This is a genomic window from Mesorhizobium sp. WSM4828, assembly GCF_055811175.1.
Genome location: NZ_JBVVQK010000043.1, coordinates 1 through 22,631, shown reverse-complemented (window position 1 = coordinate 22,631; position 22,631 = coordinate 1). Strand labels below are relative to the sequence as shown.

The 22,631-nt window shown below is 61.1% G+C and carries 15 protein-coding genes, 6 pseudogenes and 1 riboswitch; of the genes and pseudogenes, 14 read left to right on the top strand and 7 right to left on the bottom strand.

Annotation, left to right across the window (positions count from 1 at the left end; translation table 11 throughout):
* Positions 1-133: 133 nt before the first annotated feature.
* Positions 134-619, bottom strand: coding sequence for a hypothetical protein (locus AC0L2X_RS29535; RefSeq protein WP_473600890.1), 486 nt, complete (start codon positions 617-619; stop codon positions 134-136).
* Positions 620-802: 183 nt separating this feature from the next.
* Between AC0L2X_RS29535 and AC0L2X_RS29530 the strand changes: the two genes are divergently transcribed.
* The 5 genes and pseudogenes from AC0L2X_RS29530 to AC0L2X_RS29510 all read left to right on the top strand — a co-directional run bounded on the left by AC0L2X_RS29530 (position 803) and on the right by AC0L2X_RS29510 (position 6,497).
* Positions 803-1,657 (top strand): type IV toxin-antitoxin system AbiEi family antitoxin domain-containing protein, encoded by an 855-nt coding sequence (locus AC0L2X_RS29530; protein ID WP_473600889.1) that lies wholly within the window; start codon positions 803-805, stop codon positions 1,655-1,657.
* Positions 1,657-2,559, top strand: a complete 903-nt coding sequence (locus AC0L2X_RS29525; protein WP_473600888.1) for a nucleotidyl transferase AbiEii/AbiGii toxin family protein — start codon at positions 1,657-1,659, stop codon at positions 2,557-2,559. Before AC0L2X_RS29530 ends, AC0L2X_RS29525 begins: the two co-directional genes overlap by 1 nt.
* A gap of 266 nt (positions 2,560-2,825) precedes the next feature.
* Positions 2,826-3,008 (top strand): annotated as a pseudogene (locus tag AC0L2X_RS29520) (hypothetical protein); the annotation flags it as partial.
* Positions 3,009-3,095: 87 nt separating this feature from the next.
* Positions 3,096-3,296: riboswitch (cobalamin riboswitch) on the top strand.
* 117 nt (positions 3,297-3,413) lie between these two features.
* A pseudogene (locus AC0L2X_RS29515) lies at positions 3,414-4,655 on the top strand (5-methyltetrahydropteroyltriglutamate--homocysteine S-methyltransferase); the annotation flags it as partial.
* An 825-nt stretch (positions 4,656-5,480) separates the two neighbouring features.
* On the top strand, positions 5,481-6,497 hold the full coding sequence (locus AC0L2X_RS29510) for a hypothetical protein (RefSeq protein ID WP_473600887.1): 1,017 nt from the start codon (positions 5,481-5,483) through the stop codon (positions 6,495-6,497).
* Between the two features lie 654 nt (positions 6,498-7,151).
* Here AC0L2X_RS29510 and AC0L2X_RS29505 read toward each other — a convergent pair.
* Positions 7,152-7,454, bottom strand: coding sequence for a DUF982 domain-containing protein (locus AC0L2X_RS29505; protein WP_473600886.1), 303 nt, complete (start codon positions 7,452-7,454; stop codon positions 7,152-7,154).
* A gap of 243 nt (positions 7,455-7,697) precedes the next feature.
* Between AC0L2X_RS29505 and AC0L2X_RS29500 the strand changes: the two genes are divergently transcribed.
* The gene (locus AC0L2X_RS29500; RefSeq protein ID WP_473560584.1) at positions 7,698-8,162 is read left to right on the top strand and encodes a Ros/MucR family transcriptional regulator; all 465 of its coding nucleotides are present in this window, start codon (positions 7,698-7,700) and stop codon (positions 8,160-8,162) included.
* 353 nt (positions 8,163-8,515) lie between these two features.
* On the opposite strand, the gene AC0L2X_RS29495 is transcribed toward AC0L2X_RS29500, so the two are convergent.
* The 5 genes and pseudogenes from AC0L2X_RS29495 to AC0L2X_RS29475 all read right to left on the bottom strand — a co-directional run bounded on the left by AC0L2X_RS29495 (position 8,516) and on the right by AC0L2X_RS29475 (position 13,945).
* On the bottom strand, positions 8,516-9,682 hold the full coding sequence (locus tag AC0L2X_RS29495; protein ID WP_473600885.1) for an NAD(P)/FAD-dependent oxidoreductase: 1,167 nt from the start codon (positions 9,680-9,682) through the stop codon (positions 8,516-8,518).
* Between the two features lie 224 nt (positions 9,683-9,906).
* Positions 9,907-10,890, bottom strand: a pseudogene (locus tag AC0L2X_RS29490) (adenosine kinase); the annotation flags it as partial.
* Between the two features lie 103 nt (positions 10,891-10,993).
* Complete coding sequence (gene metK / locus AC0L2X_RS29485) at positions 10,994-12,190, bottom strand: methionine adenosyltransferase (protein WP_473600884.1); 1,197 nt, start codon at positions 12,188-12,190, stop codon at positions 10,994-10,996.
* A gap of 57 nt (positions 12,191-12,247) precedes the next feature.
* Positions 12,248-13,586 (bottom strand): annotated as a pseudogene (locus AC0L2X_RS29480) (serine hydroxymethyltransferase).
* Between the two features lie 38 nt (positions 13,587-13,624).
* Positions 13,625-13,945 carry an ArsR/SmtB family transcription factor gene (locus AC0L2X_RS29475; RefSeq protein WP_473506058.1) on the bottom strand — a complete coding sequence of 107 codons (321 nt, stop codon included), beginning with the start codon at positions 13,943-13,945 and terminating at the stop codon, positions 13,625-13,627.
* A 976-nt stretch (positions 13,946-14,921) separates the two neighbouring features.
* On the opposite strand from AC0L2X_RS29475, the gene AC0L2X_RS29470 reads away from it, so the two are divergent.
* The 8 genes and pseudogenes from AC0L2X_RS29470 to AC0L2X_RS29435 form a co-directional block, all read left to right on the top strand.
* Positions 14,922-15,242, top strand: a complete 321-nt coding sequence (locus AC0L2X_RS29470; RefSeq protein WP_473506034.1) for a HesB/IscA family protein — start codon at positions 14,922-14,924, stop codon at positions 15,240-15,242.
* Between the two features lie 488 nt (positions 15,243-15,730).
* A complete protein-coding gene (locus tag AC0L2X_RS29465; RefSeq protein ID WP_473600883.1) occupies positions 15,731-17,233 on the top strand; it encodes a M16 family metallopeptidase in 1,503 nt (500 codons plus the stop codon).
* Positions 17,234-17,237: 4 nt separating this feature from the next.
* Complete coding sequence (locus tag AC0L2X_RS29460; protein WP_473600882.1) at positions 17,238-18,635, top strand: M16 family metallopeptidase; 1,398 nt, start codon at positions 17,238-17,240, stop codon at positions 18,633-18,635.
* Positions 18,636-18,905: 270 nt separating this feature from the next.
* Positions 18,906-20,689, top strand: a pseudogene (locus tag AC0L2X_RS29455) (type II toxin-antitoxin system HipA family toxin).
* A gap of 496 nt (positions 20,690-21,185) precedes the next feature.
* Positions 21,186-21,479, top strand: a complete 294-nt coding sequence (locus AC0L2X_RS29450; protein WP_473600881.1) for a recombinase family protein — start codon at positions 21,186-21,188, stop codon at positions 21,477-21,479.
* A gap of 30 nt (positions 21,480-21,509) precedes the next feature.
* Positions 21,510-21,767, top strand: coding sequence for a TatD family hydrolase (locus AC0L2X_RS29445; protein ID WP_473600899.1), 258 nt, complete (start codon positions 21,510-21,512; stop codon positions 21,765-21,767).
* 73 nt (positions 21,768-21,840) lie between these two features.
* The gene (locus AC0L2X_RS29440; protein WP_473600880.1) at positions 21,841-22,176 is read left to right on the top strand and encodes a helix-turn-helix domain-containing protein; all 336 of its coding nucleotides are present in this window, start codon (positions 21,841-21,843) and stop codon (positions 22,174-22,176) included.
* Positions 22,169-22,631 (top strand): annotated as a pseudogene (locus tag AC0L2X_RS29435) (type II toxin-antitoxin system HipA family toxin); the annotation flags it as partial. The gene AC0L2X_RS29440 and the pseudogene AC0L2X_RS29435, both read left to right, overlap by 8 nt.

Genomic DNA, 22,631 nt, shown 5'->3' with positions numbered 1-22,631 from the left:
GAACTCGACGGACTGGCGGGCCCCGGCTGAACGACCTGGCCGAAATTGATGCCGGGCGCGCCGACGATCTCGCCGCGCCACTCGCCCGCAACGATGGGCGGCAATCGAAAACCGCGGTCCTTTTTGCGGGCGGTCATTCCGCGGCAGCGCCGGGAAGCGCGGCGACATCGATGCCGGCCACTTCCAGCCGCCGTCTTGCCGCTGCGATGACCTCCAACCCAAACCGGTCCGCGTGCCGCAGCACGATGGCCTCGCCGGTCAGCTCCGGCATGTTTCGCTCCAGCAGCATGGTGAGGCCGTCTGTGCTCTTGGCGCTCATGGCCCAATCTTGAAGGGTCTGAACTTCTCCTACCCTTGCGACTTTCTGCCTTGTGCGCGCGAGCCGGGTTGTTTTGCCGCGCTCTTCGGACAGGACATGCTCGAATGCATGGATCGTCTGCCAGAAATCATGCTCGACGGTCCCTGGCTTCTCTTTCGGCAGCACCGAGACCAGCCTGCGGAAGGCCGCGTCGGCAACGCGCCGCTCGCCCTTCTCGCGGGCGTTCCTGATCCACGATCTCAGCCTTTCGGGATCGTTGCAGCTTTCGATCAGCCCCAGAATCTTCGCCACGTCGCTCATGCTGTTCCCTCCTTAAGCCTTTGACCCGCTGGCATTTTTGCTTTGGCAGATCGTGATTGTTCTATATACGGTTTTAGCCTTTGCAGGGCTAGATTCCAATACAAACCAATCAAAAATCTTGACCGGCAGCTCCATGATAGATTACTCTGTATAGAGCTTTAGCCGCAGGAGGGCTAAAATCGCATGGAAACCAATCTCCGCACATTGGGAAAGGCCGAGAGCAAGGTGGTGCTGTCTCTCCGCGAGGAGGGCCGCTCGCTGGTGCAGACGGCGGACATCCTCGATATCCTCGGGCCGAACGTGCCCGAAACCTCCGCGCGCAAGGTCATCCGCAACCTTGTCCGCAAGGGCTGGCTGTCGCGCATCGTCGGCGGAAAGTACATGCTGCTTCCGCCCGAACACGGCCCTGAAAATCTCGGCGAGAATAATGTTCTCGCCCTCGCGGCCGCCGCGGTCGAACCCTCCTATATCGGCTGGTGGTCGGCCGCCTCCTGGCACGGCTTCACTACGCAAAAGCCTATGACGGTGTTCGTCGCGGTCACGCGCCAGACCCCGGCAAAACTCATCGAGGGCAGCGCCGTGCGCTTCGTGAAGGTCACGGTTCGCAAGTTCTTCGGGTACGAGCCTTACAACATCTACGGACGCACGGTCGCCCTTTCCACGCCGGCCAAGACGCTCGTCGATTGCCTTGACCGCCCGGACCTTGCCGGCGGCCCTGCGGAACTAACGCGCATCGTGCACAGCGCGCTCGCCGAAACCGATCCGCAGGAAGTGCTGGCCGCGGCGACGACCATGAAATCCAAGGCGGTCCTCCAGCGGCTGGGCTTCCTGTCCGACCTCGTCGGCAGGCCTCTGCCCGATCCGGTGAGGGCCGTCGTGCGGGCGCTGATAACCGCCAACTACCGGTCGCATTTCGGCCGGGCCGAACAGCGCGACGGCGATATCGGCTATGTCGCCGCCTGGGGCCTGTTCGTCCATGCGCGAAAGGATGACCTGCTGACCGAAGTGCCGCGCATCCGCAGGCGGGAGGAAAGCTGATGCTGTCCGCCAATGACCTGCGCAAGGTCGCCGCGCGCTCCGGCGCCCGCGACATCGGCAATGTCGAGATCGACGTGATCCTGACCTACCTGCTCCAGCTTTTCACTGACAAGAGCATTACCGACCACGTCGCCTTCAAGGGCGGCACGATGCTGCGCAAGATGGTCTTCGGTCCGCGTGGGCGCTTGTCGACGGACCTCGATTTCACGCGTCGCACGGACATTCCCGTCGACGACCTGATGATGCTGATGCTGGAGGCGCTGGATCAGCCCTACCATGGCCTGTCCTTTCGCTTCGACAAGGACAAGGACTGGTATCTGACCGACGACGGCTGCGCCGCCAACCCGGTCTGCTTTCATGCCGACAACGAACGGGGCACAAAGATCAAGCTTCAGGTCAGCACGCGCGAGACGCCTGTCATGCCGGTCGCGGCGGCGGCGCAGATCGAGCAGGACTATTTCAGGCTGCTGCCCTTCAAGCCCGCCGCAATTCCGTCGACCGCGTTCGAGGAAGCCGTCGCCGAGAAAATCCGCGCCGCCAGCCAGCGCTCGAAAATCCGCGACCTGCACGACCTGGCTGAAATCGCGCGCCGCGCGCTCGACCGCGATCTGATCCGGGCGCTCGCTGTGCTCAAGCTCTGGAACAGCGGCGGCGGGGGCCTTGACTACGACCTTCTCGCCGCGCGCGTGAAGGGCAGCGGCGACTACGATATCGGCGACCTGACGGCCCTTCTGCGCAAGGACGAAAAGCCCGACCTCGACGGCATGATCGCCCGCGTGGTCGAGGGCTTCCGCTTTCTTGCGGACCTGACCGATGCCGAAAGGGCGCTGGCGGCGGACAGGGCGCAAAAGAATCGCAAGGAAGCGGCAGCGCTCATCGAAGCACTGCAAAAAGCCCGTTAGGGTCGCCGGTATTGACTCGAAAAGCAGGGTGCGGCAGCACCCCTGGCCATCGCCGAGAGCGGGTGGGTCCGGGTCGATGCGCGTTCGCGGCGGGCCGGGCTGCCGGCCGCGGCCCTGCCCGGCGTGGCGAAGGCGCATCGGAGGGAGGGCGGGGCGCGCCCCCCCGGGGGCCGCCGTGTGGCAGGGGTCGTCACCCCCAAGGGCGGAGACGGCGTGCCGGCTCCGTAGAGCCGCGGCCAGCCGCGGCGGCATAGAGCCCGCCCGGCCCTGCCGGGGGGCTCGACGAGATCGCGATACTGGCTCACTTGCGTAACAAGCTGCGTTCGAGCGATGTCTGGGTCGAGCGATCTTCCGCCTATCGGCGTTTCGACAGCTATCTCCTGCCGGAGCGAGCCGCCGCGCCGATCGTCGCCGAACTCGGGCTGCCCACCGCGTATGCGACTTTGGGTTGAAAGAGACCCATCAGCGCAATGGCATTATTCGCATAATGACATAAACATCTCGTTATATGGTATTGACAATGACCGAAGCGGCTGTGATTGTGCGCATGTCATGGTTCTCCGCGCGGCACTGCCGTAGCGGAGCTAAGAGGGAAGCCGGTGCGATGCCGGCGCTGCCCCCGCAACTGTTAGCGGCGAGCCAAGTCCATTTGATGTCACTGAGGCGAACGGCCTCGGGAAGACGGGCAGAGGCTTTGACCCGCGAGCCAGGAGACCTGCCACGACGAACAACGTCCACGGGCGGGGTGTCTCGGTGGTCGCGGTTAGCCCGGCTTCGTGCCGCCTACTCGCGCCTTCCTTGTCCCCACGCCCCAACCATCGGGGTATAGCATGACTGTCTCTCAACAAATTCCTGTGGCAACGCTAGGGGTGCCGCGTATCGGTCGACGGCGGGAACTGAAATTCGCGCTTGAAAGCTACTGGTCCGGAAAATCTCCCGCTTCCGACCTGCTCGCGACGGCGAAGGCGCTACGCGCCGCTAGCTGGAGAGAGCAGCACGATGACGGCGTGTCGAAAATCCCGTCGAACGATTTCTCGCTTTATGACCATGTGCTCGACACCGTCGCCATGGTCGGCGCCGTGCCGGCGCGATACGCCTGGACTGACGGCGAGGTCCCACCCGATATCTATTTCGCCATGGCGCGCGGCAACCAAGGTCAGGCCGCGGATTGTGGACATGCCGGTGACGAGTATGCGGCCAACGGGCATGGCCTTGCCGCGATGGAAATGACCAAATGGTTCGACACCAACTATCACTACATTGTGCCGGAAACCACGGACGATCAGAGCTTTGCCCTCTCGTCGGCGAAACCGGTCGATCACTTCCTCGAGGCCAAGGCGCTCGGCATCCACACTCGCCCGGTCCTGCTTGGACCGGTTACCTTTCTCAAGTTGGCGAAGTCACCTGAGGAAGGTTTCAACCCTATCGCGCTCCTGCCACGGCTGCTGCCCGTCTACGAGGAGCTCCTGCGGAGGCTGAAGCTCGCGGGAGCCGATTGGGTGCAGATCGACGAGCCGGCGCTCGTGCTCGATCTGACTCCCAACGAACGGAATGCGCTCCAATTCGCGTACGGCCGGCTGTCGAAAGCAGCACCCGAGTTGAAGATCATGGTCGCTACCTATTTCGGATCGCTGGGAGACAATCTCGAGACCGCAATTTCTCTGCCCGTGGCGGGACTGCACGTCGATCTCGTGCGCGCTCCAGAGCAGTTGGAGACCGTCAGCCGGATCGCGCAGAAGGAACTTGTGCTCTCACTCGGGCTGATCGACGGCCGCAACGTCTGGCGCGCAGACCTGCCTGCCATACTTGACTGCATCAAGCCGATCGTCGCCGGCTGGCCGCTGGACCGCGTGGAGATCGCCCCGTCCTGCTCGATGCTGCATGTGCCGATCGACCTGGACATGGAGACGGCAATCGATGCGGATGTGAGGTCGTGGCTCGCCTTCGCGGCGCAAAAGACCGACGAGCTGGTCGTGCTCGCCCGTGCCTTGGCCGAAGGCCGGGACGCGGTCGCCGCCGAACTGGAGGCGTCGGCTGAGGCTGCCGCAGTTCGCGCGGCATCCGCGAAGGTGCATGATCCGCTCGACATCGGGCGCGGGAGTCCGCCGAACAGAGACCAGTCGAGCATGACCAGTCCACAGCCCTTGCTCTCAGCGTGAACCTGCAGTTCCTCTCGCTCCTTGCCGCGGATTGTCTTTGTCGAGCCGAGTACCCAACAGTCCAAGCCGAAAAACCGCTGGCCGGCACGATCCATCTCGCCGAGTAGATGATTCTGATCGAGATTGGTGCTTTCGGCATACCGTTTGGCCTGCATTGCCCGACGCGGTGCGAACCCCGAAGTAGGAGCGACAGCGTCCACCCCAGCTTGATCGCCGGACGACATTAAAGCGAGCCGGCCTCCAGTCGTCGCCTCGATCAGCGTAGCTAGAAGGCCTTCAAAGCCCTCCCGTGTGGGAGACAAGTCGAGTAGAGCCCTAGCAATGGCGGGATAGAGTTTGGGCGCTGCGGCATTTGAGTTCTTGGCCATGATCCATCTTGGTGCTCAACCGGAGAAGCTCCGTCAAGCTGGCAAGTCATTTGGAAGCCGAAATCGCCGCTCCTCGAACTGCTCTCACCTGCATCATAGAGATGGCGGGGCACTAGCGCTGTCTCGCCACTAACTGGCGGGTCTCGACGGAGTTGCGGTCGTGCGCATCGCCTGACCCGCAGGCGGCGGTGCCGGAACCGATAATTTCACTCTGACAAACGAGTGATTGCGGCGTGACGGCAACGAGCACCCGAATAATCCACATTCTAGTCCACATTCTAGATGGCGCGTGGTCTACCACAGGCGCGGGGCAGCCCCAACCACGACCGGGAAATTGCTAGGATAGCGTCTTGATTCGTCGTCGGTCTAATGCCGTTGAGCTTCGGGGACCTGTATGCCAAGACGCGCCGCTTTTTGTGTGATCGAGCGCCCTTTCGTGGTCTGGAGCGACGATGTCACGCGTGACAATCGGAGTTTTCTGGAGAGTATCGATTCCAGCTTCTACTCCCGTACGGCCGTCCTGCTAATGGATTCTGGCAGCTCCAAGTCCGACAATGATGACGATGAGGACCAGACGCGCAAGGATGTGTCGTCTTTGGCGCGGATGCTCTGGCATCACGGTATCGAGACCTTGGTCATGCTTCTTGGCGCCTACATTCAGGCACCGCACGCCGTTCACGGCTATTTTCAAAAGTGCAGAACCGAGGACGCAATATGTATGGCCCGGACGATCCTGAGCGAAGAGCGGCCGGCCTACAATAGAATCAACGACGTTCCGTTCTCGCTTTCCAACCTGCTGATGGGCCTCCATCTGCGGGCTGGCTGGCGGGACGGCGATGCGACTGTGAACAAATTCGAGCAAGCCCTGGCGGAAATGTTGTCGGACTTTGCGGAAGAGGAACATCGTTGGGAGTACAACAGCATCAAGCACGGGCTTCGCGCGACGCATGGCCGCTTCGCGCTCGTGGCTGGGATCGAGGAGACATATGGCGTTCCCCCGTCGCCCGAGGCCATGCAGACGGTCGGTTATTCACGCGACGCCAGTTTCTTCGAGGTGGCAAGGCCGCTGGAGAATGCGACGAAACAAGCTTCAAAGATTAACTTCCACATGGCGAAAGTGATGGTTGCATGGTCGCTCGAAAAAGTGGTCTGCGAGCTTCAGATCTTATCGATGCTGCTGCACAATACGGTATCCGCTCTCAAAATCGCCAATGGCGACGCCAGCGGCACTGTCACATTCAACCGGCCGGCCGATTCCGATGCATGGTGGACCTATTATCTTGAACTCCATCGAGGCGCCGTGCCGACGGCCTCATTCAGCGTCATGATCGATCTCAAGGGTTTGAAGCTGCCCGAGGCCGAAGATGTCTTTGCGAGCTATCGCCGAACGCAGGTAAAGGACCAAAAATAGATCACTGCGCAACGGTTGGAATCGGTCCCATGTGACGGGCAGTCCGGTCGACCCATCTCAAACAATCCTGCTGACCGCTTCGGTGATCATTTCCGGTGCAATGTGCTGGCCATTAAGAGGCGACAGCGTCCACTGTCCCGCCAGGCAAAAACTGCCTCATCCATCTCACCCGACCATTTCCCCAACCAAAGGAGAGCAGCATGCTCATTGTATACGTGCGCCGCCGCGGCGGCCACACCTCCGGTTTCGACCTCTCGGGACGCGGCCAGCCACCCGGCTGGTTCGGGAGGCTCATAACGTAAGGAAGACTACGCATTCCGGCCCTGCCGCGAATGACCTTCGCGGGGTGTCACGCTCTACGGACGTGCATCGGCCATCAACACTCAGCCAAAAACATAAAGCGAGCAAGATGGACGATTTGACCATGGAGCTGGTGCGGCTGGTCCCGGCGGCGGATCGCTGATACTGGCGGCCTCCTAAGGACGAATTCCCGTATTCGTCAGACAGAGGATCTTGTCGTGAAGCTGCTCGGCCAGCCACACCCGCCGGGCCGCAAACGGGTTCCGGCTGCTCATTCGGTGGTGTAGCTGTGAGACCTGGACATACTGCACTCTTTGACCCGTCTCGCGCCAGTCTCAAACACTTCGTCGAAGTCTACACCTGCACTTTTCCACTGCCCGATCTGCAGGCGGCGATCCACTGCATCGCGGAGGTGGGATCTTCCAATATGGCGACCCGCTTCGCAAAGCCTAAAAATGCATTGCGCGCCGTGCTTACCGGCTTGCGCCCGTCGTATGCATCGTAGCATGCCCTCAGGGTGGCTTCGTGGATCAGGTCTCTGCGATCTTCCGGCCATTCATTGAGAAAATCGATTGCATCCGCAAGGCCGGCAATCTCTTGGATGAGGTGCGTTGCGCGCTTTACAAAAAGGGGGCTGCTGAAAGCCTTAGCGTTCATTCGTTCCTACCAACCTTCCAAATAGCCGTTTGCGTGAAGAGGCGCCCGCATCGACGCGGCGACTATGGCACAGTGTGTTGTCAGGACGATGACGGTTCAAGAGGGAGATCCGCGACTGCGGCCGGCTGTGTAGCGTTCCGCCAACAGATCTTGCAATGGCTTGGTTGCCATCAAACGCTGTCGTCACTATTAAGCTATGAATTGATTCCCCACCGCCTAGTGTAAGCCCGCAGGAGCGTTTTCATGACCGAAGAAACTGAGAGCAAAGGTGACAGCCTCATCGAACTCACCGCCCATGTCGTCTCAGCCTATGTTTCGAATAATCCGGTTCCCGTCGGTGAGCTGCCTGGGCTTATCGGCCAGATCCACGTCGCATTGACAGGCACTGCTGGTGGTGCCGCACCAGAAAAGCCGGAAGCTCTCAAGCCTGCCGTACCGATCAGAAAATCGGTTACACCCGATTACATTGTCAGCCTTGAGGACGGTAAGAAGTTCAAGTCGCTCAAGCGTCACCTGGCTACCCACTATGGCCTTACGCCTGACGAATATCGCGCGAAATGGGAGCTGCCGGCGGACTATCCCATGGTGGCGCCGAACTACGCTGCGGCGCGCTCGGCATTGGCCAAGACCATGGGTCTGGGCCGCAAGCCGAAGGAACCGGGAACGCCGGCACCTGCCAAGCGTGCCCGCAAGAAAGTCGCAGCCTGACCGCACTTTTTCAGGATCGACCAAGCGGATGCGGCATCATTTCGCACTTGCGATATGAAAATTGTGCATTGCAATATCCGCGGCTATCGGTATGATCATGTTGTCGGCCATCTACTCCTCCCAGATGTGGTGCCGACGCTGATTGGGGCGCACCTCCTCCCGCGTCTCATTCGAAATAGAGCCCGCTGCCACCTCCTCCCGGCAGCGGGCTTTTCTTTGTCTGAGGCTCGATTTCGGTCCAGATCCAACGCATTTAGCTCTACGCCTTTGTACCGCGGCACCGCCTGTCGCATCTTTCGCGCGACCTCTGTCCCGCCAGCATCAAAAATCGCGAAGCGATCGCCGCGGTTCCGTCAGATCACATTCAGCTCACGAAACGCCCGCCCCTCAGCAACCCGGCTGTACCCAAACGCGGAGCAATCCACCGTGCGATAGCCGCCATGCACGATCAGTTCGGCCAGCGCTTTGCCGACCGCCGGCGCCTGCTGCAGGCCGTGGCCGGAAAAACCGTTGGCGAAGAGGAAATTACCGACCTCGGGGTGCGGGCCGATCACCGCGTTCTGGTCGAGCGTGTTGTAGTCGTAATGGCCGACCCAGGCGCGCGTTGGCTTGATCGCCTCGAAGGCCGGAATGCGGGTCGCCAGCACCGGCCAGATCACCTCTTCGAACAGCGGCCAGTCGGGGTCGAAGTCGGTGGGATCGGCTGGTCCTTCGCCCTCTTCCGGCTCGGCGCCACCGGTGATGTAGACCGAGCCCTCCGGCCGGACATAGATGCCGCTCGGGTCGACCAGCAGCGGCATGTCGTCATATTTCTCGCGCGCCTCGACGACGAAGATATTGCGCTTGCGCGGCTCTACCGGCAGCACCAGCCCGGCCATTGCTGCCACCTTGCCGGCATTCGGCCCGGCGGCGTTGACGACGGTGCCGGCCTCGAGCCGCTCGCCATTGTCCAGAAATACACCACTGACCCGGCCGCCTAGCCGCTCGATACCCGTCACCGACGCCGTGATGAAATCGATGTTCTTCGTCCGCAGTGCCTTGCGGAACAGCATCAGCATCGCATGCGCGTCGAACCAGCCTTCGCCGCTGCGGCCATAGGCCCCGGCGGAGATGCCCTCGACCGACAGCCACGGAAAGCGGCGGACGAGCGCCTCGGCATCCTCGAGCACGATGTCAGCGCCCTCGGCCATCTGCGCCTCGTGGTTGGCTCGCAGGATCGGCAGCCCGTTCTCGCCGGCAAGGATGAGATAGCCGCCTTCGCGAAAACCGATATCGGCGTCCGCGCCAAACTCTTCCGTGAGCCGCCGGAACAGTTTCAGCGTGAACTGCGACAGCCGGATGTTTTCCGGGATCGAGAACTGCTGGCGAATGGAGGCGCAGGACAGCGTGGTCGCCGCATGGGAAAATTGCGGGTCGCGCTCGACAAGCGCGATCGAGCCCGAAAACCCCTCCTCGCGCAGATAATAAGCGACCGAGGAGCCGACGATGGCTCCGCCGATGATGACCATGTCGTAGCGCATTTTTTGTCGCCTTTCCGGTTCAAACCGTCCGTGTCGATCACACAGCCGTCAGGATGATCTTGAAGTTCATGCCGCGTGCGGCCGGGGGCGCGGGTCTAGCGACTTGACCTGTTGCCACACGAGTTGGCGATGGCGGGTGAGCAATACATGCGACAGGTCGAGCTGCTGGAGCCTGCACGAGGCGAGACGGGCAGCTCCTCGCAACATCGGCCGGCTAGATCAAACCCCGCCTGCCCGGCCTCGCGGCGCAAATTCTGCCTTGGCCTTGGGCCGATTTGCTGGATGACCAGCCCGGCGGCCAGCGAGCCGAGATCGCCGCACTGCTTCAGGCTGCGGCCTTGCGTGTAGCCGTAGAGGAAGCCGGCGGCGTAGAGGTCGCCGGCGCCGGTGGTGTCGACCAGCTCGCGAATCCTGGTCGCCTCGATGGTGACGGTCTCGTCGCCGCGGACGATGACCGAGCCCTTCTCCGAGCGGGTGACGGCCGCGATCTTGCAGTCCTTGCGGATCTGCGCCAGCGCCTCGTCGAAGGAAGCGGTCTGGTAGAGCGACTTGATCTCGTGGCTGTTGGCAAAGACGATGTCGACGGTGCCGGAGCGCATCAGATCGAGGAACTCGTCGCGGTAGCGGTCGACGCAGAACGAGTCCGACAATGTCATCGACACTTCGCGCCCGGCGGCGTGGGCGAGCTTGGCCGTCTGCCGGATCGCTTCCTTGGCGCGCGGCGGGTCCCACAGATAGCCCTCGAAATAGGTGACCGCGGCGCCCGACGCCTTGTCGGCCTCGACGTCCTCCGGGCCGAGCTCGATGCAAGCGCCGAGATAGGTGTTCATCGAGCGCTCGCCGTCCGGCGTGACGAAGATCATCGAGCGCGCCGTCGGCGGTTCGCCATTGAGCGGCCTGGTGTCGAAGGCGACGCCCTGGGCATGGATGTCGTGCGCGTAGATTTCGCCGAGCGCGTCGTTGGAGACCTTGCCGAAGAAGGCGGCGCGACCGCCGAAGGAGGCGACGCCCGCCGCCGTGTTGCCGGCACTGCCGCCCGAGGCTTCAATGGCCGGGCCCATGCGGCTGTAGAGCAGTTCGGCGCGCCGCGTGTCGATCAAATTCATCGCGCCCTTGATGATGCCGTTGGTCTCCAGGAACGCCTCGTCGCACTGGGCGATGATGTCGACGATGGCATTTCCGATACAAAGCACGTCATAGTCCGGCATCAATTCATGTCTCCGCCAAAAACCCACCGGCTTTCTGCCACGCCGGGCGCGGGCGGGTCCGCGAGTTGAAATGGGTTGCCGAATGCGCTTGATCCAGCGGCCATCACGCAGCTGCCGGTCCTGCTTCACGCAGCAAGTCGTCGGCTCTGTCCGTCTTCTCCCAGGTGAACTCAGGCTCTTCACGGCCGAAGTGTCCGTATGTCGCGGTCTTGCGATATATCGGGCGTAAGAGATCAAGCATTTTGATGATGCCTTTCGGTCGGAGATCGAACAGCTCAAGAACAAGGCGCTCGATCCTTTTTTCCTCGATCTTTGCGGTTCCGAAAGTATTGACGAGGATAGACACCGGCGCGGCCACGCCGATCGCGTAAGCAAGCTGGACCTCGCAGACCTCTGCAAGGCCGCTGGCAACGATATTCTTCGCGACATACCGGGCGGCATAGGCCGCCGAGCGGTCAACCTTGGATGGGTCCTTGCCCGAAAAGGCGCCGCCGCCGTGACGCCCCATTCCACCGTAGGTATCGACGATGATCTTGCGTCCGGTGAGGCCGCAGTCGCCGGCAGGCCCACCGACCACGAACCGCCCTGTTGGGTTGACCAGAAATCTGATCCCCGAAGTATCCAGGTGGGTCGGCAGGACCGGTTTTATGATCTCCTCAATGACGCCTTCGCGGACCGTGTCTTGTGAGACCGCCTCGTCATGCTGCGTCGACAGGACTATGGTATCCAGCGCCACCGGGCGGAAACCCTCGTAGCGCACGGACACTTGAGATTTTACGTCCGGACGCAGCCAGCCAAGCAGCCCCGTTTTCCGGACCTCGGCCTGTCTTTTCGTCAAACGGTGGGCGAGTTGGATCGGCAAGGGCATCAGTGTTTCGGTCTCGCTGCATGCGAACCCAAACATCAGCCCCTGATCTCCCGCCCCCTGCTCGAGATCCTGCCCTCGTCCTTCGTCAACGCCCTGGCTTATGTCGGGCGACTGCTCGGTGAGAGCCAGAACGACGGCGCAACGTCGACCATCAAAGCCGATGGCATCGTCGTCGTACCCAATATCGAGTATCGTATCGCGGGCAACTTGGCTGTAGTCGATCTCCGCATGGCTGGTGATCTCGCCAGCCAGAACGACCATCCCTGTCTTCACCAACGTTTCACACGTCTTTACCAACGCCTCACAAGCGACGCGCGCCTTAGGATCCTCGCGAAGGACGGCATCCAGGATGGCATCCGATATGTTGTCTGCCAACTTATCCGGGTGTCCAGCGCCGACGGATTCGGAAGAGAACACGAACTGTCTGGTCATGGAATGCCCTCGCTTCAGGTGTTGGAGTTAGCTGGGATGTTTCTGGATTAGCGTGGCTTACCGGTCGGTGATGCCGGGGACGCCGAACGCAGTGCAGAAGTCGGCAACGTCTCTTCGTACGCTCGCATGAACTTTCTGGTCGTTCGGGCTGGCGGCAGACCGAGTCAATGAAAGCGGCGATCTGCACCATTTCCCCGTCACGCATGCCCATGGACGTCACTGCCGGCGACCCCAAGCGGATTCCGCTTGTCACCGTCGGGTCGCGCGGGTCGCCCGGCACCATATTGAAGTTCGTAATGATCCCTGCCCTTGCCAGGCGCTCGGCATAGGCTTTGCCTGATAGCGGCCGGCCCCGGAGATCAAGGATCAGCATGTGATTGTCAGTCCCGCCGGTGACCAGGTCATAACCACGATCCACGAGCGCCTCGGCCAGAGCCCTGGCATTCCTGACCATCTGATGACCGTAGGTACGGAAAGACGGGGTCGCGGCTTCCTGCAAAGCAACAGCTAGCGCGGCGATGATATTCATGTGCGGCCCACCTTGCAGTTGAGGAAACACCGCGCGATCAATCCGTCTGGCGAGATTGTACTTACTCGTGGGATGATAGAGGGCCTGATACCGATCTTCATTCTTCGACAAAATGAAGCCTCCACGGGGGCCGCGGATCGACTTGTGAGACGTGCTGGTGACGACGTCGCAATGGGCCACGGGATTCGGATGCGCTCCAGCGACAATCAGGCCGCTGATATGCGCAATGTCGGCCACGAGATAGGAGTTAGCCTCCGCAGCGATTTCTGCCATTGCCGCGTAGTCAAAGACACGCGGATAGGCAGCTCCGCCGGCCCAAATGAGTTTTGGCCGTTCCCGCCTGGCTGTCTCGCGCAAGCGGTCATAGTCAATTTGCTGCGTCTGTTCGTGCAGCCCATAGGGGATGTGTTGATAATCGCGGCCGGAGAAGTTGCCGGCCCAACCATGGGTCGGATGGCCGCCCTCGGGGAGAGGCAAGCCCATCACTTTGTCTCCCGGACTCAACAGTGCTCGATAGATGGCCTGATTGGCCGGCGAGCCGGAATAAGGCTGGACCTTGGCGTGTTCACTGCCAAACAGCGATTTCAAGCGCCCAATCGCGAGGGTCTCAAGCTCATCGACGATCTCGTTTGCCTCGTAGTCGCGCTCACCCGGATACCCCTGGGCGTACTTATTCGTGAAGATCGAGCCGGTCGCTTCCAGCACGGCTGAGGAGGCAAAGTTCTCAGATGCGATGAGTTTGAGCGTCGTTCGCTCCTGCCGCCTCTGTCGTTGAAGCAGTTCGTGAACGTGGCAATCGACGTGGACCAAGGAAGACCATCCGTATGTGCCGGCCTCTGCGATGGCTGCGTCAGTGGAGTTCTTCATGGTAGTTTCGCGCTCCCATCTGGGCAGATCTTTCAAGATCAAGCAGCAGTCCCCTTCGCCCAGGCGTCTTGCACCGCCTCGAGCCGCTCCAGGTCCCGCTTATGATACCCATCGTCGTGGGGCAGGAGATCGACCAAGAATTGAACCAACCCTCCGTCCTTGCCCTCTGCATTGAGATGATATGAGGACCAAGGACGTTGTCCGTTGCCGCAAAGGAAGTCGGCTCTGGCGAGCATCCGGACGTGTCGCGCAACGCGCTCCCGACGAAGATCGAGAATCTCCGCTAGTTCGCAGACAGTCAGGTCGGCATGCGCGCAAAGGCCCAGGATCCGAAGGCGATCAAGGTGTGCTGCTGTCATTAGACGATCGACCAGTATCATCATTGGTCAGAACGACGCCAAATAGAAGAACCGAAACCTCGTCCTGCTGGCTTGATCATTTCGCGCTCTTCGCAAATGCTGTTCGGCAGCGGACCATAAAACGACACCAGATTTCTGCCGCCACTGAACTCGAAAGTTGTGGTGAGCGTAGTACCATTGACAGCGATTTGCGGTCGCAAAGATCCCGTGAATTTCCTTGAAGGATCTGTTGCAACGCCTAAACAAGAACGCAACGAGATTGGCGAGGCTGGTAAGACGGCAAGCTGGCGAACTGCTTGGGCAAGAGGGGGCGATCGGCGGCACCTTTCCTAGGCGACAGTTCTGACCTGTATGGTGCACCTGATCCGCCGTTTACTTGATTCCGTGTCACGGAAGGACCTCAAAGCCGTCGTGCCGACGCTCAGCGCCAAACAGCTTGCGAAACAGGAGCCCCACCGCGTCAGATCGAGCGACGCGCTGTTCCATAGGCGGCGCGTTGGCCCACCTTCCTGGCTTCACGGCATCTACAATGCCTCAGTCGGCCCTCGCAAGGTGGCGGACCGCCCGGCAGGCCATGGGCCGAGCAGGCGAGTGGCGTTCGGCATCTACGAGCCGACGCAGAATCGACGGCACCTGCTTTGAGAAGGCGCGATCGATGCGGCTGTCGACCACGCGGTGTTCGCCCTCGCACCGTGTGGGGACGGCGGCGCGGCTTTTGGGGCGCAGCACGACTTAAAGTGTTCCGACCCTTACACTGGTGAACATTCATCTGATCGAAAACGCTGGCTCAGGCGAGGACACTGGCGATTTGTCCGATGCCGCTTTCTGTGCGCAAGGTTTCACTCTGTCCGACATCCGACAATTGTTGGATGTCAGACTGGGGGCCAAATCCGCTAAACCGTTGTTTTATGGATTTGTCCTCTCTGGCACGTTCTGTGCAGCGTGGCTTGCGAACGCATCAGCAGAAAATAATCCCATGATCACACTCACTGAAGACGCCGTCGCCGCCATCAAGACCGCGCTTTCCCGCGCCGACGAACCGGCGGAAGGCTTTCGCATCATGGTCGAGGCGGGCGGCTGCGCCGGCTTCAAATACCTGATGGGGCTGGAAAGCGTCTTGCGCGAGGGGGATGCCGTCATGGAGACGGACGGGATCAAGGTGTTCGTCGACGCAAGCTCCCAGCCCCATCTCACCGGCACGACCGTTGACTTCGTCACGGACCTGAAGTCCTCGGGCTTTGTTTTCGACAATCCCAACGTGCGGCACAAATGCTCCTGCGGCAAGTCCTTCGGCTAGCCGCCATCAGAACAAAGATCGGCGCCATGCGGAACGACACCGACAAGGTCTACATCATCAGCGACAAGGTATATTGCATCAACGAAGTAGATCTATGGCGGTTGCTGCGGGTCCTGATTTGACCGCAGCAGCACATTCAGCTGGAAGGCGAAGCTGACAAAAGGGGGGGGCGTTTCTGCGCTTTCTCGCCGCAATTTCGCTCATGCTGCCGGCGGTCACCGCCCATCCGGCGATGACGGGGAAGATATCGTGTTAAGCGGCACGCGCTTCCCATTCGGCGATCTCCGATGTCCGACAATGTCGGATACGCAACATAGCAGACTGCGGATAATCACATTGCCGAGACGAGTTTCTCGTTTGGCACGGTATGTGCGCGATTCCGCAACGCCTCACAAACTAAGGAGAAGTCATCCGATGATCATCCACCAAAGAATGCCCCTCACCTTGATTCACTCAAAGATGACGCTCGAGTCAGGCCTCGCAACGTGATGGCTCATCTGGCTCGGGGCTGTCCACCGCCCCACTCTCTCCCACTACTAAGTGGGACGAGCACGCAGCACCCTCAACATAGGAGACAACTCACTTTGCCTCGAACTTTGCCCACCGCCCGATCACCACAAGCTAAGCCATCGCTGAACCTTCGGTCCGGCTGGCTGCGCGGGACGCTTTTTGCGACCGCGCTAGCGTTTGTGAGCACCGCTCCGGTCCTAGCGACCACCGATGACATCAAGGCGACGACTTTCCTGCTCGACAACGGCATGGAAGTGGTCGTCATCCCCGATCACCGCGCGCCGATCGTCACCCATATGGTGTGGTACAAGATCGGCAGTGCCGACGAGCCGCCAGGCAAGTCCGGCATTGCCCATTTCTTCGAGCATCTGATGTTCAAGGCGACCAGCAACCATGCCGCCGGCGAGTTGAACCGCGCGGTGGCCGAGATCGGCGGCTCGCACAACGCCTTCACTTCCTATGACTTTACTGCCTACTACCAAAGAGTGGCGCCCTCGGCCCTGGAGCAGATGATGAGCTTCGAGGCTGACCGCATGCGCAATCTCACCCTCACGGATGATGTTATCAACACCGAGCGGGATGTGATCCTGGAGGAGCGCCGCTTGAGGATCGACAACGTTCCGGAATCGATTCTCGATGAGGAAGTCGCCACCGCATTGTGGCAGAACCAGCCCTACCGCATTCCGGTCATCGGCTGGATGCAGGAGATGGAGAAGCTGAACCGCACCGACGCGATAGCCTTCTACAACAAATATTATACGCCCAATAACGCCGTGCTGGTGGTGGCCGGCGATGTCGAACCGGAAACGGTCAAGGCGCTGGCCGAAAAGACCTATGGCAAGATCGCGCGTGGCCCGGATCTGCCGCCGCGCATCCGCCCCGTCGAGCCCGAGCAGAACACCAGGCGTACGGTGACGCTGACCGACGGGCGCGTCAGCGTGCCGAGCTTCACCACGCAATGGGTGGTTCCGTCCTATCACACGGCAAAGCCAGGCGAAGCCGAAGCGCTCGACGTGCTGTCCGAAATCCTCGGCGGCGGCAACCGCAGCCGGCTCTACCAGGAGCTTGTCGTCAGGCAAGGCATTGCCGCGGAAGCCGGCGCCTTCTTCCAGGGCACCATGCTCGACGACACCAATTTCACCGTCTATGGCGCGCCGGGCGGCGACGCCAAGTTTGCCGACGTCCAGGCAGCGGTCGACGCCGAGATCGCCCGCATCGCGAAAGAGGGCGTTACCAGCGACGAGCTGGAAAAAGCCAAGGACCGTTTCGTCCGCTCGATAATCTTTGCCCGCGACGAGCAGGAGGACATGGCCAGCATCTACGGCTCGACGCTCGCCACCGGCGGCAACGTCCAGGACGTTCAGCAATGGCCGGACCGCATCCGCAAGGTCACCGCGGACCAAGTCAAGGCGGTCGCTGCTCGCTATCTCAATCTCGACCATTCGACCACCGGCTATCTCTTGCCCAAGACGGAGAATTGATGTGATGACGAACCAACATCGCGGCGTCGTTGCACGCGCCCTATCCTCTCTCTTTGAAAAAGGGAGGGTCTCGCGCCTCGCTACTCTGCTTGCCATGCTTCCCCTTACCATTTTCTTCCTCATGCAGCCGCCCATCGCCCGTGCGGCGATGACGATCCAGGAGGTGACATCTGAAAAGGGCATCAACGCCTGGCTGGTGGAGGACCATACAGTGCCGATCATTTCCATCCGCTTCGTCTTCGATGGCGGCGCGACGCAGGATCCGCCCGGCAAGGAAGGGCTTGCCAATCTGATGAGCGGCCTGTTCGACGAAGGCGCCGGCGACCTCGACAGCGAGGCCTTCCAGATCAAGCTTGACGATGTCGGCGCCGAGATGAGCTTCGAGGCGCAGCGCGACGGCACCTATGGCTCGATGCGCATGCTGGCCGAGCAGCGCGACGGCGCCTTCGACCTGCTTCGCGTGGCGGTCAACCAGCCGCGCTTCGACCAGGCGCCGATCGACCGCATCCGCGCTCAGATCCTGTCCGGCATCATCGCCAACGAGCGCGATCCCGATACGCTCGCCCAACGCAAATGGCTGGAAGCGATCTATGGCTCGCATCCCTATTCGAGGCCGGGCGAAGGTACCAAAGAGAGCCTCGCTGGCATCACACCGGCCGATCTCAGCGCCTTCCACAAGGCGAATTTCGCCCGCGACGGCCTGCATGTCGCGGTGGTCGGCGACGTCGATGCGAAGACGCTGAATAGAAAGCTCGACCAGCTGTTCGGCGATTTGCCTGAGAAGCAGACCCTCGCCCCAGTCGCCGATGTTAATCCCAAGCTCGGCCAGCAGGTAGAGGTGAACTATGACCTGCCGCAGACGTCGCTGCAACTGGCCTGGCCAGGCGTCAAGCGCAGCGCGACGGACTTCTACGCCGCGGTCTTGATGAACCAAATTCTCGGCGGCTCGCCCTTCACGTCGCGTCTGTGGGAGGAGGTGCGCGAAAAGCGCGGCCTCACCTACGGTGTCGACTCCGCTCTGGTCGACCACCAGCATTCCAACGCGATCGTCGTCACTACGGCAACGCGCGCCGACAGGGCGGCCGAGACGCTCAGCCTGATGCGCAAGGTGGTGAAGCAAATGGCGGAAGAGGGTCCGACCGAGGCCGAGCTCGAGGCGACCAAGAAAGATCTGACCGGCGCCTATGCCATAAACAATCTGGGTTCCTCCAGCTCGATTGCAGCCACGCTCGTCCAGTTGCAGCTCGACAAGCTCGGTATAGACTACATCGAGCGCCGCCCGGCCCTCATCGAGCAGGTGACACTCGAACAGGTCAGGGCAGCGGCGAAGAGGCTGCTTTCCGCCGAGCCCGCCATTATGAGCGTTGGCCCGCGGCTCACGGGCGCCCGTGACGACGAATAATCTCGCGCTCAACAATAGCTGAAGGACTCCGCCGACCTACTTGTGGCGGATCCGACTACGGTGTGGCAGAATGAACGCCTCGATTTCTGCCTGCTCGCCCTCGCAGCCCAGTTCTCGTCCGGCGGTTCGATCGCGAAGCCGGAGAACGCCGACGTCCCGAGAAAGCATTATAACTTTCGCGTACGTAACTACGCGAAAGTTATAAATTTGTCGAATGTGGTGCGGATCGGGCTAACTTTCGCGTATGTCAGATCCGGGAAAGTTAGAACAATGGCCCTTCACCTTGTCGGGGAAAACATCGATAAAACCCGCAGCCACTATCAGGCTGAAACGGGCAAGCTCGTCCAGCTAATGCGCGGCATCTATGTCGATGCCGGGGAAGATCTTGAGGCACGGCGGCGAGCACTGTCCTTCTCCGTCCGACCCGCGATGGCCGCCTGTTCCTGAGCGGGCGACGAATACAGCGCAGGCGCTTGCGCTCGCTGGAAATCATTCAGAACGCAGCTCCCGACCACCCATCAGTCGCTCAAGCGATTGTCGATGATGGAATGGGAGAATTCCGGATCGACGTCTCCTCGATGCGCCAGCGCTTCCTCGAAGCTTTCCGCCTGCGCAGCGAACACGCGGCATCCATCGACGAGACGATGCGCGAGGCAATTGCGAACCGCCTGATAGAAGAATACGGCAGCGCCCAAGGCGCTGCCGACACAACATGGGCGCTTGCCCGCGCAAACCAGTGGTATCGCGAAGGCGAGCACGCCGAGCGCTTCCTCCTCCGCCGTCCACTGACGGCGGAGCCTGCGCGCAACGAAGCCGCGCTCGATCTGATAGTAGCGTGGCACGGCGCTCCACTCGGTAATCTTACACATGATGGTTTTGAGTGGCGCTGAATCCAGACGATCAGGATGGCCCGCCACTTGTTCCCAGACCACGCCGGGGAAGCTGCCTCCTTTCATCCTGTCGCTGCTGCCGGAAGGCTGGCTTGAATCTAGTGTTGAACGACCGCGACGAGCGCGCGATGCTGCGCTCGGGCAAACGCTACATGTCGAACATCAACATCGTCGAGCATGCGAGCGATCTTTCCGCCCTGCCACCCAACATCCTGCTAACCCGGCTCAATGGATTTACTCGGAACTCTGTCTTCACTGGCCAGTACGCAGGGCCGGGTCACGGCGATTTAGAGCAGAGCTTCGAGCGCAATCTGGCGCAGATTTTCGAGCATGCCGATACGCCCCGTGTATCGGGCATCAGATCAAAGCGCCGATGTTCCTCGATACCGACGGTACTCTCTCCCCCAGTACCGGCAAACCGTTCACCCACATCCTCAAGCCTGCCGGTACAGGTGGATCCGAGGCCCTGCCAGTCATCGAATGGCAGTCGCTCGCTTTGGGCAGCGCGGCCGGTTTCAAGACGCCGGGCGACGGCGCTCGTCCCCATGCCTGACGGGATGCCTCCGGCGCTCCTAGTCGAGCGGTTCGACATCAGAACGAGCCTTGACGACAAGCGTCTTTTGGCGCTTGAGGATTTTTGCTCAGTGCTCGGTGTGCCCACGGAAGCAAAATACGACGGCACAATGGAGCGAATTCGCGCGGGCACTAAGACCGCTATCGACGTCCCCCGAAAACGACGTCCTGCTTGTCCTCAAGCGATCCTTATTCGCCTGGCTAATCGCCGATGGCGACATGCACCTGAAGAACACGGCACCGCTGAAAATCGCAGAGCCGGGCAGCACGCAGTTCAGCTCAGTCCGCATGGCTCCGCTCTACGACGCGGTCACGACTCGCGTGTTTCCACATCTCGAAAAAGACCGGATGGCCCTCAAGCTGAACGGCAAAGACGATCGTCTGCGGCGCGCCGACTTCAAGGTTTTCGCGAGCACGGCTGGTCTTAAGGCAGCCAATGCGGATACCAGCATCGACGATCTTGTTGCAGGCCTCTCACGCGCTCTCGACCACCTCGAATTGCCGCCGCCTCTATCAGACGGCTCTCAAGGCGCGAAGATGGCGGAGCAAATGCGCGCGGTTGTCCACGAACGCATCGAAGAGTTTGCGTAGATGATCGATCTACTGATACGCCGGTGTCCGCTCGCAGACCCAAACACCTTATTGGCTGAACCGCCTAGCCATATAGCGTTCGAGCTTGAGCTTGCGCTTTCCCCAATCCGGCCTCCCATCCGCGTCCAATTTTTTTTACGCCTCATTGACTGTGAGACGGTCAGCGTTCGCCCGGGCGGAGCTCGTCAAGGTTGCGCAGCCCGGGCGGGCGCGGATCGCGCTTGGCAGCTAAAGGGTGATCAGGCGCGGTTCTTGAAACGCCAGGACTCGTGTGGACAGGTGACAAATCGTTGATGCTGCGGACTTGCAAGTTTTTTCTGTCGTGAGAGAACAAGTTTTTACGCAAAACTCAAAATTTCACATTGGAATCATATCTTGATGATGTCCGCATAGTCTTTGTCTTTCTGTGCGAAGGATCGTCACCCCTATGGGCTAAGACCCTGCTTCGCCGAAGGACACGCAGGGGCCTGGCCCACGCAGTCAAACCGCGAAGCCGATGGCGCGTCTTTGCGCGCGGCCCTCGACTTGCGCGTGTCCGGGGGTAGGCAAGCTGACAAATCACCGGTCGATCCCGGACCAGGCGCGGCACGCGCTGGCATACTGCGCCAAGCGCAATTGGCGGTTGGCGGTCGAATTTCTCGAACCGGGTGCGAGCGGCACCGACGACCGCCCCCTTGAATTGCAGCGTGTTCTCGACATGGCGATGGTCGTCGGTGCGCCGTTCGACATTATTGTCGTGCATTCCTTTCCCGCTTCGCTCCCGATCACTTCGCGCTCGAATATCCAGTGACAGGTATCGGCGAAGCCGCCGACGCAAGCGCTGCCGCGAGACTGTGCTTTCCACCATTGCTCCATCAGTCCCACGGAGATTGTTTCCAAGTTTCATGAACGGCATCCACGAGCGCTGCGGCTAGATCTACTGACGGAGACAGACGGCCCTTTCACTCAGGTTGACGGTCGTCCCAGCGAGCCCGCTGACGTGAAAACCACGGTCGCCGCGATCGCCGACGTCCGGAGGGTCCCGGTCGATGCCGTCACGACAGTGGTAAGATCGAACCTTCGTTCTCTACTGGGATGAGGCCCTAAAGGGGTAGATAAATTGTAATCTTGGTGCTACATAAACGTCCAATCTGTAGTGCGAAGGTGTCATAATGCCCACTCCACACAACCCTCCTGCTGCGGTGCGGCGCGCGCTGCGCAAGCTTGGGGCGGACATCCATGATGCCCGTCGACGCCGACGGCTGCCGATGGCGGTCGTGGCCGAGCGCGCCTTCACGTCTCGCTCGACGCTGCAAAGGGTCGAAGCCGGGGACACCAACGTCAGCGTCGGTATTTATGCCGGCGTCCTGCAGGCGCTCGGCCTCCTCGACGGCCTGAGCCAGATCGCCGACATCAGCAACGACAGCGTCGGTCAGGCGCTCGCCAGCGCCGACCTGCCCAAGCATGTCCACCTCAAGCGGCCAACCGGATCGTCCCGCGATGGCTGACTTCGAGGTCCATATCGACCTGGACGGCCGCACACGCCCGATCGGACTGGCGAGGAGCAATCGCGTCCGGGGCACCGAGACCATCCTTTTCGAGTATGACGGCGCATGGCTTGAGGATCCGGACCGCTTCTCGCTGGAGCCAGCTCTTGCTCTGACCCGCGGAGCCTTCGCCCCTCCTGCCGGTCTTGCGACTTTCGGCTCCATTGGCGACTCAGCGCCGGATACCTGGGGCCGGCGCCTCATGCAGCGCGCCGAACGCCGTCTCGCCGATCGAGAAGGCCGCGCGGTTCGCACGCTTGTAGAAAGCGACTACCTGCTCGGCGTCGCCGACGAGACGCGGCTTGGCGCGCTCCGCTTCCGCTGGGTCGGCGAAGAGATTTTCCAAGCGCCGATCCGCGCGGGCGTTCCTGCCCTAATCGAGCTTGGCCGGTTGCTCCAGATCACCGAACGGATTC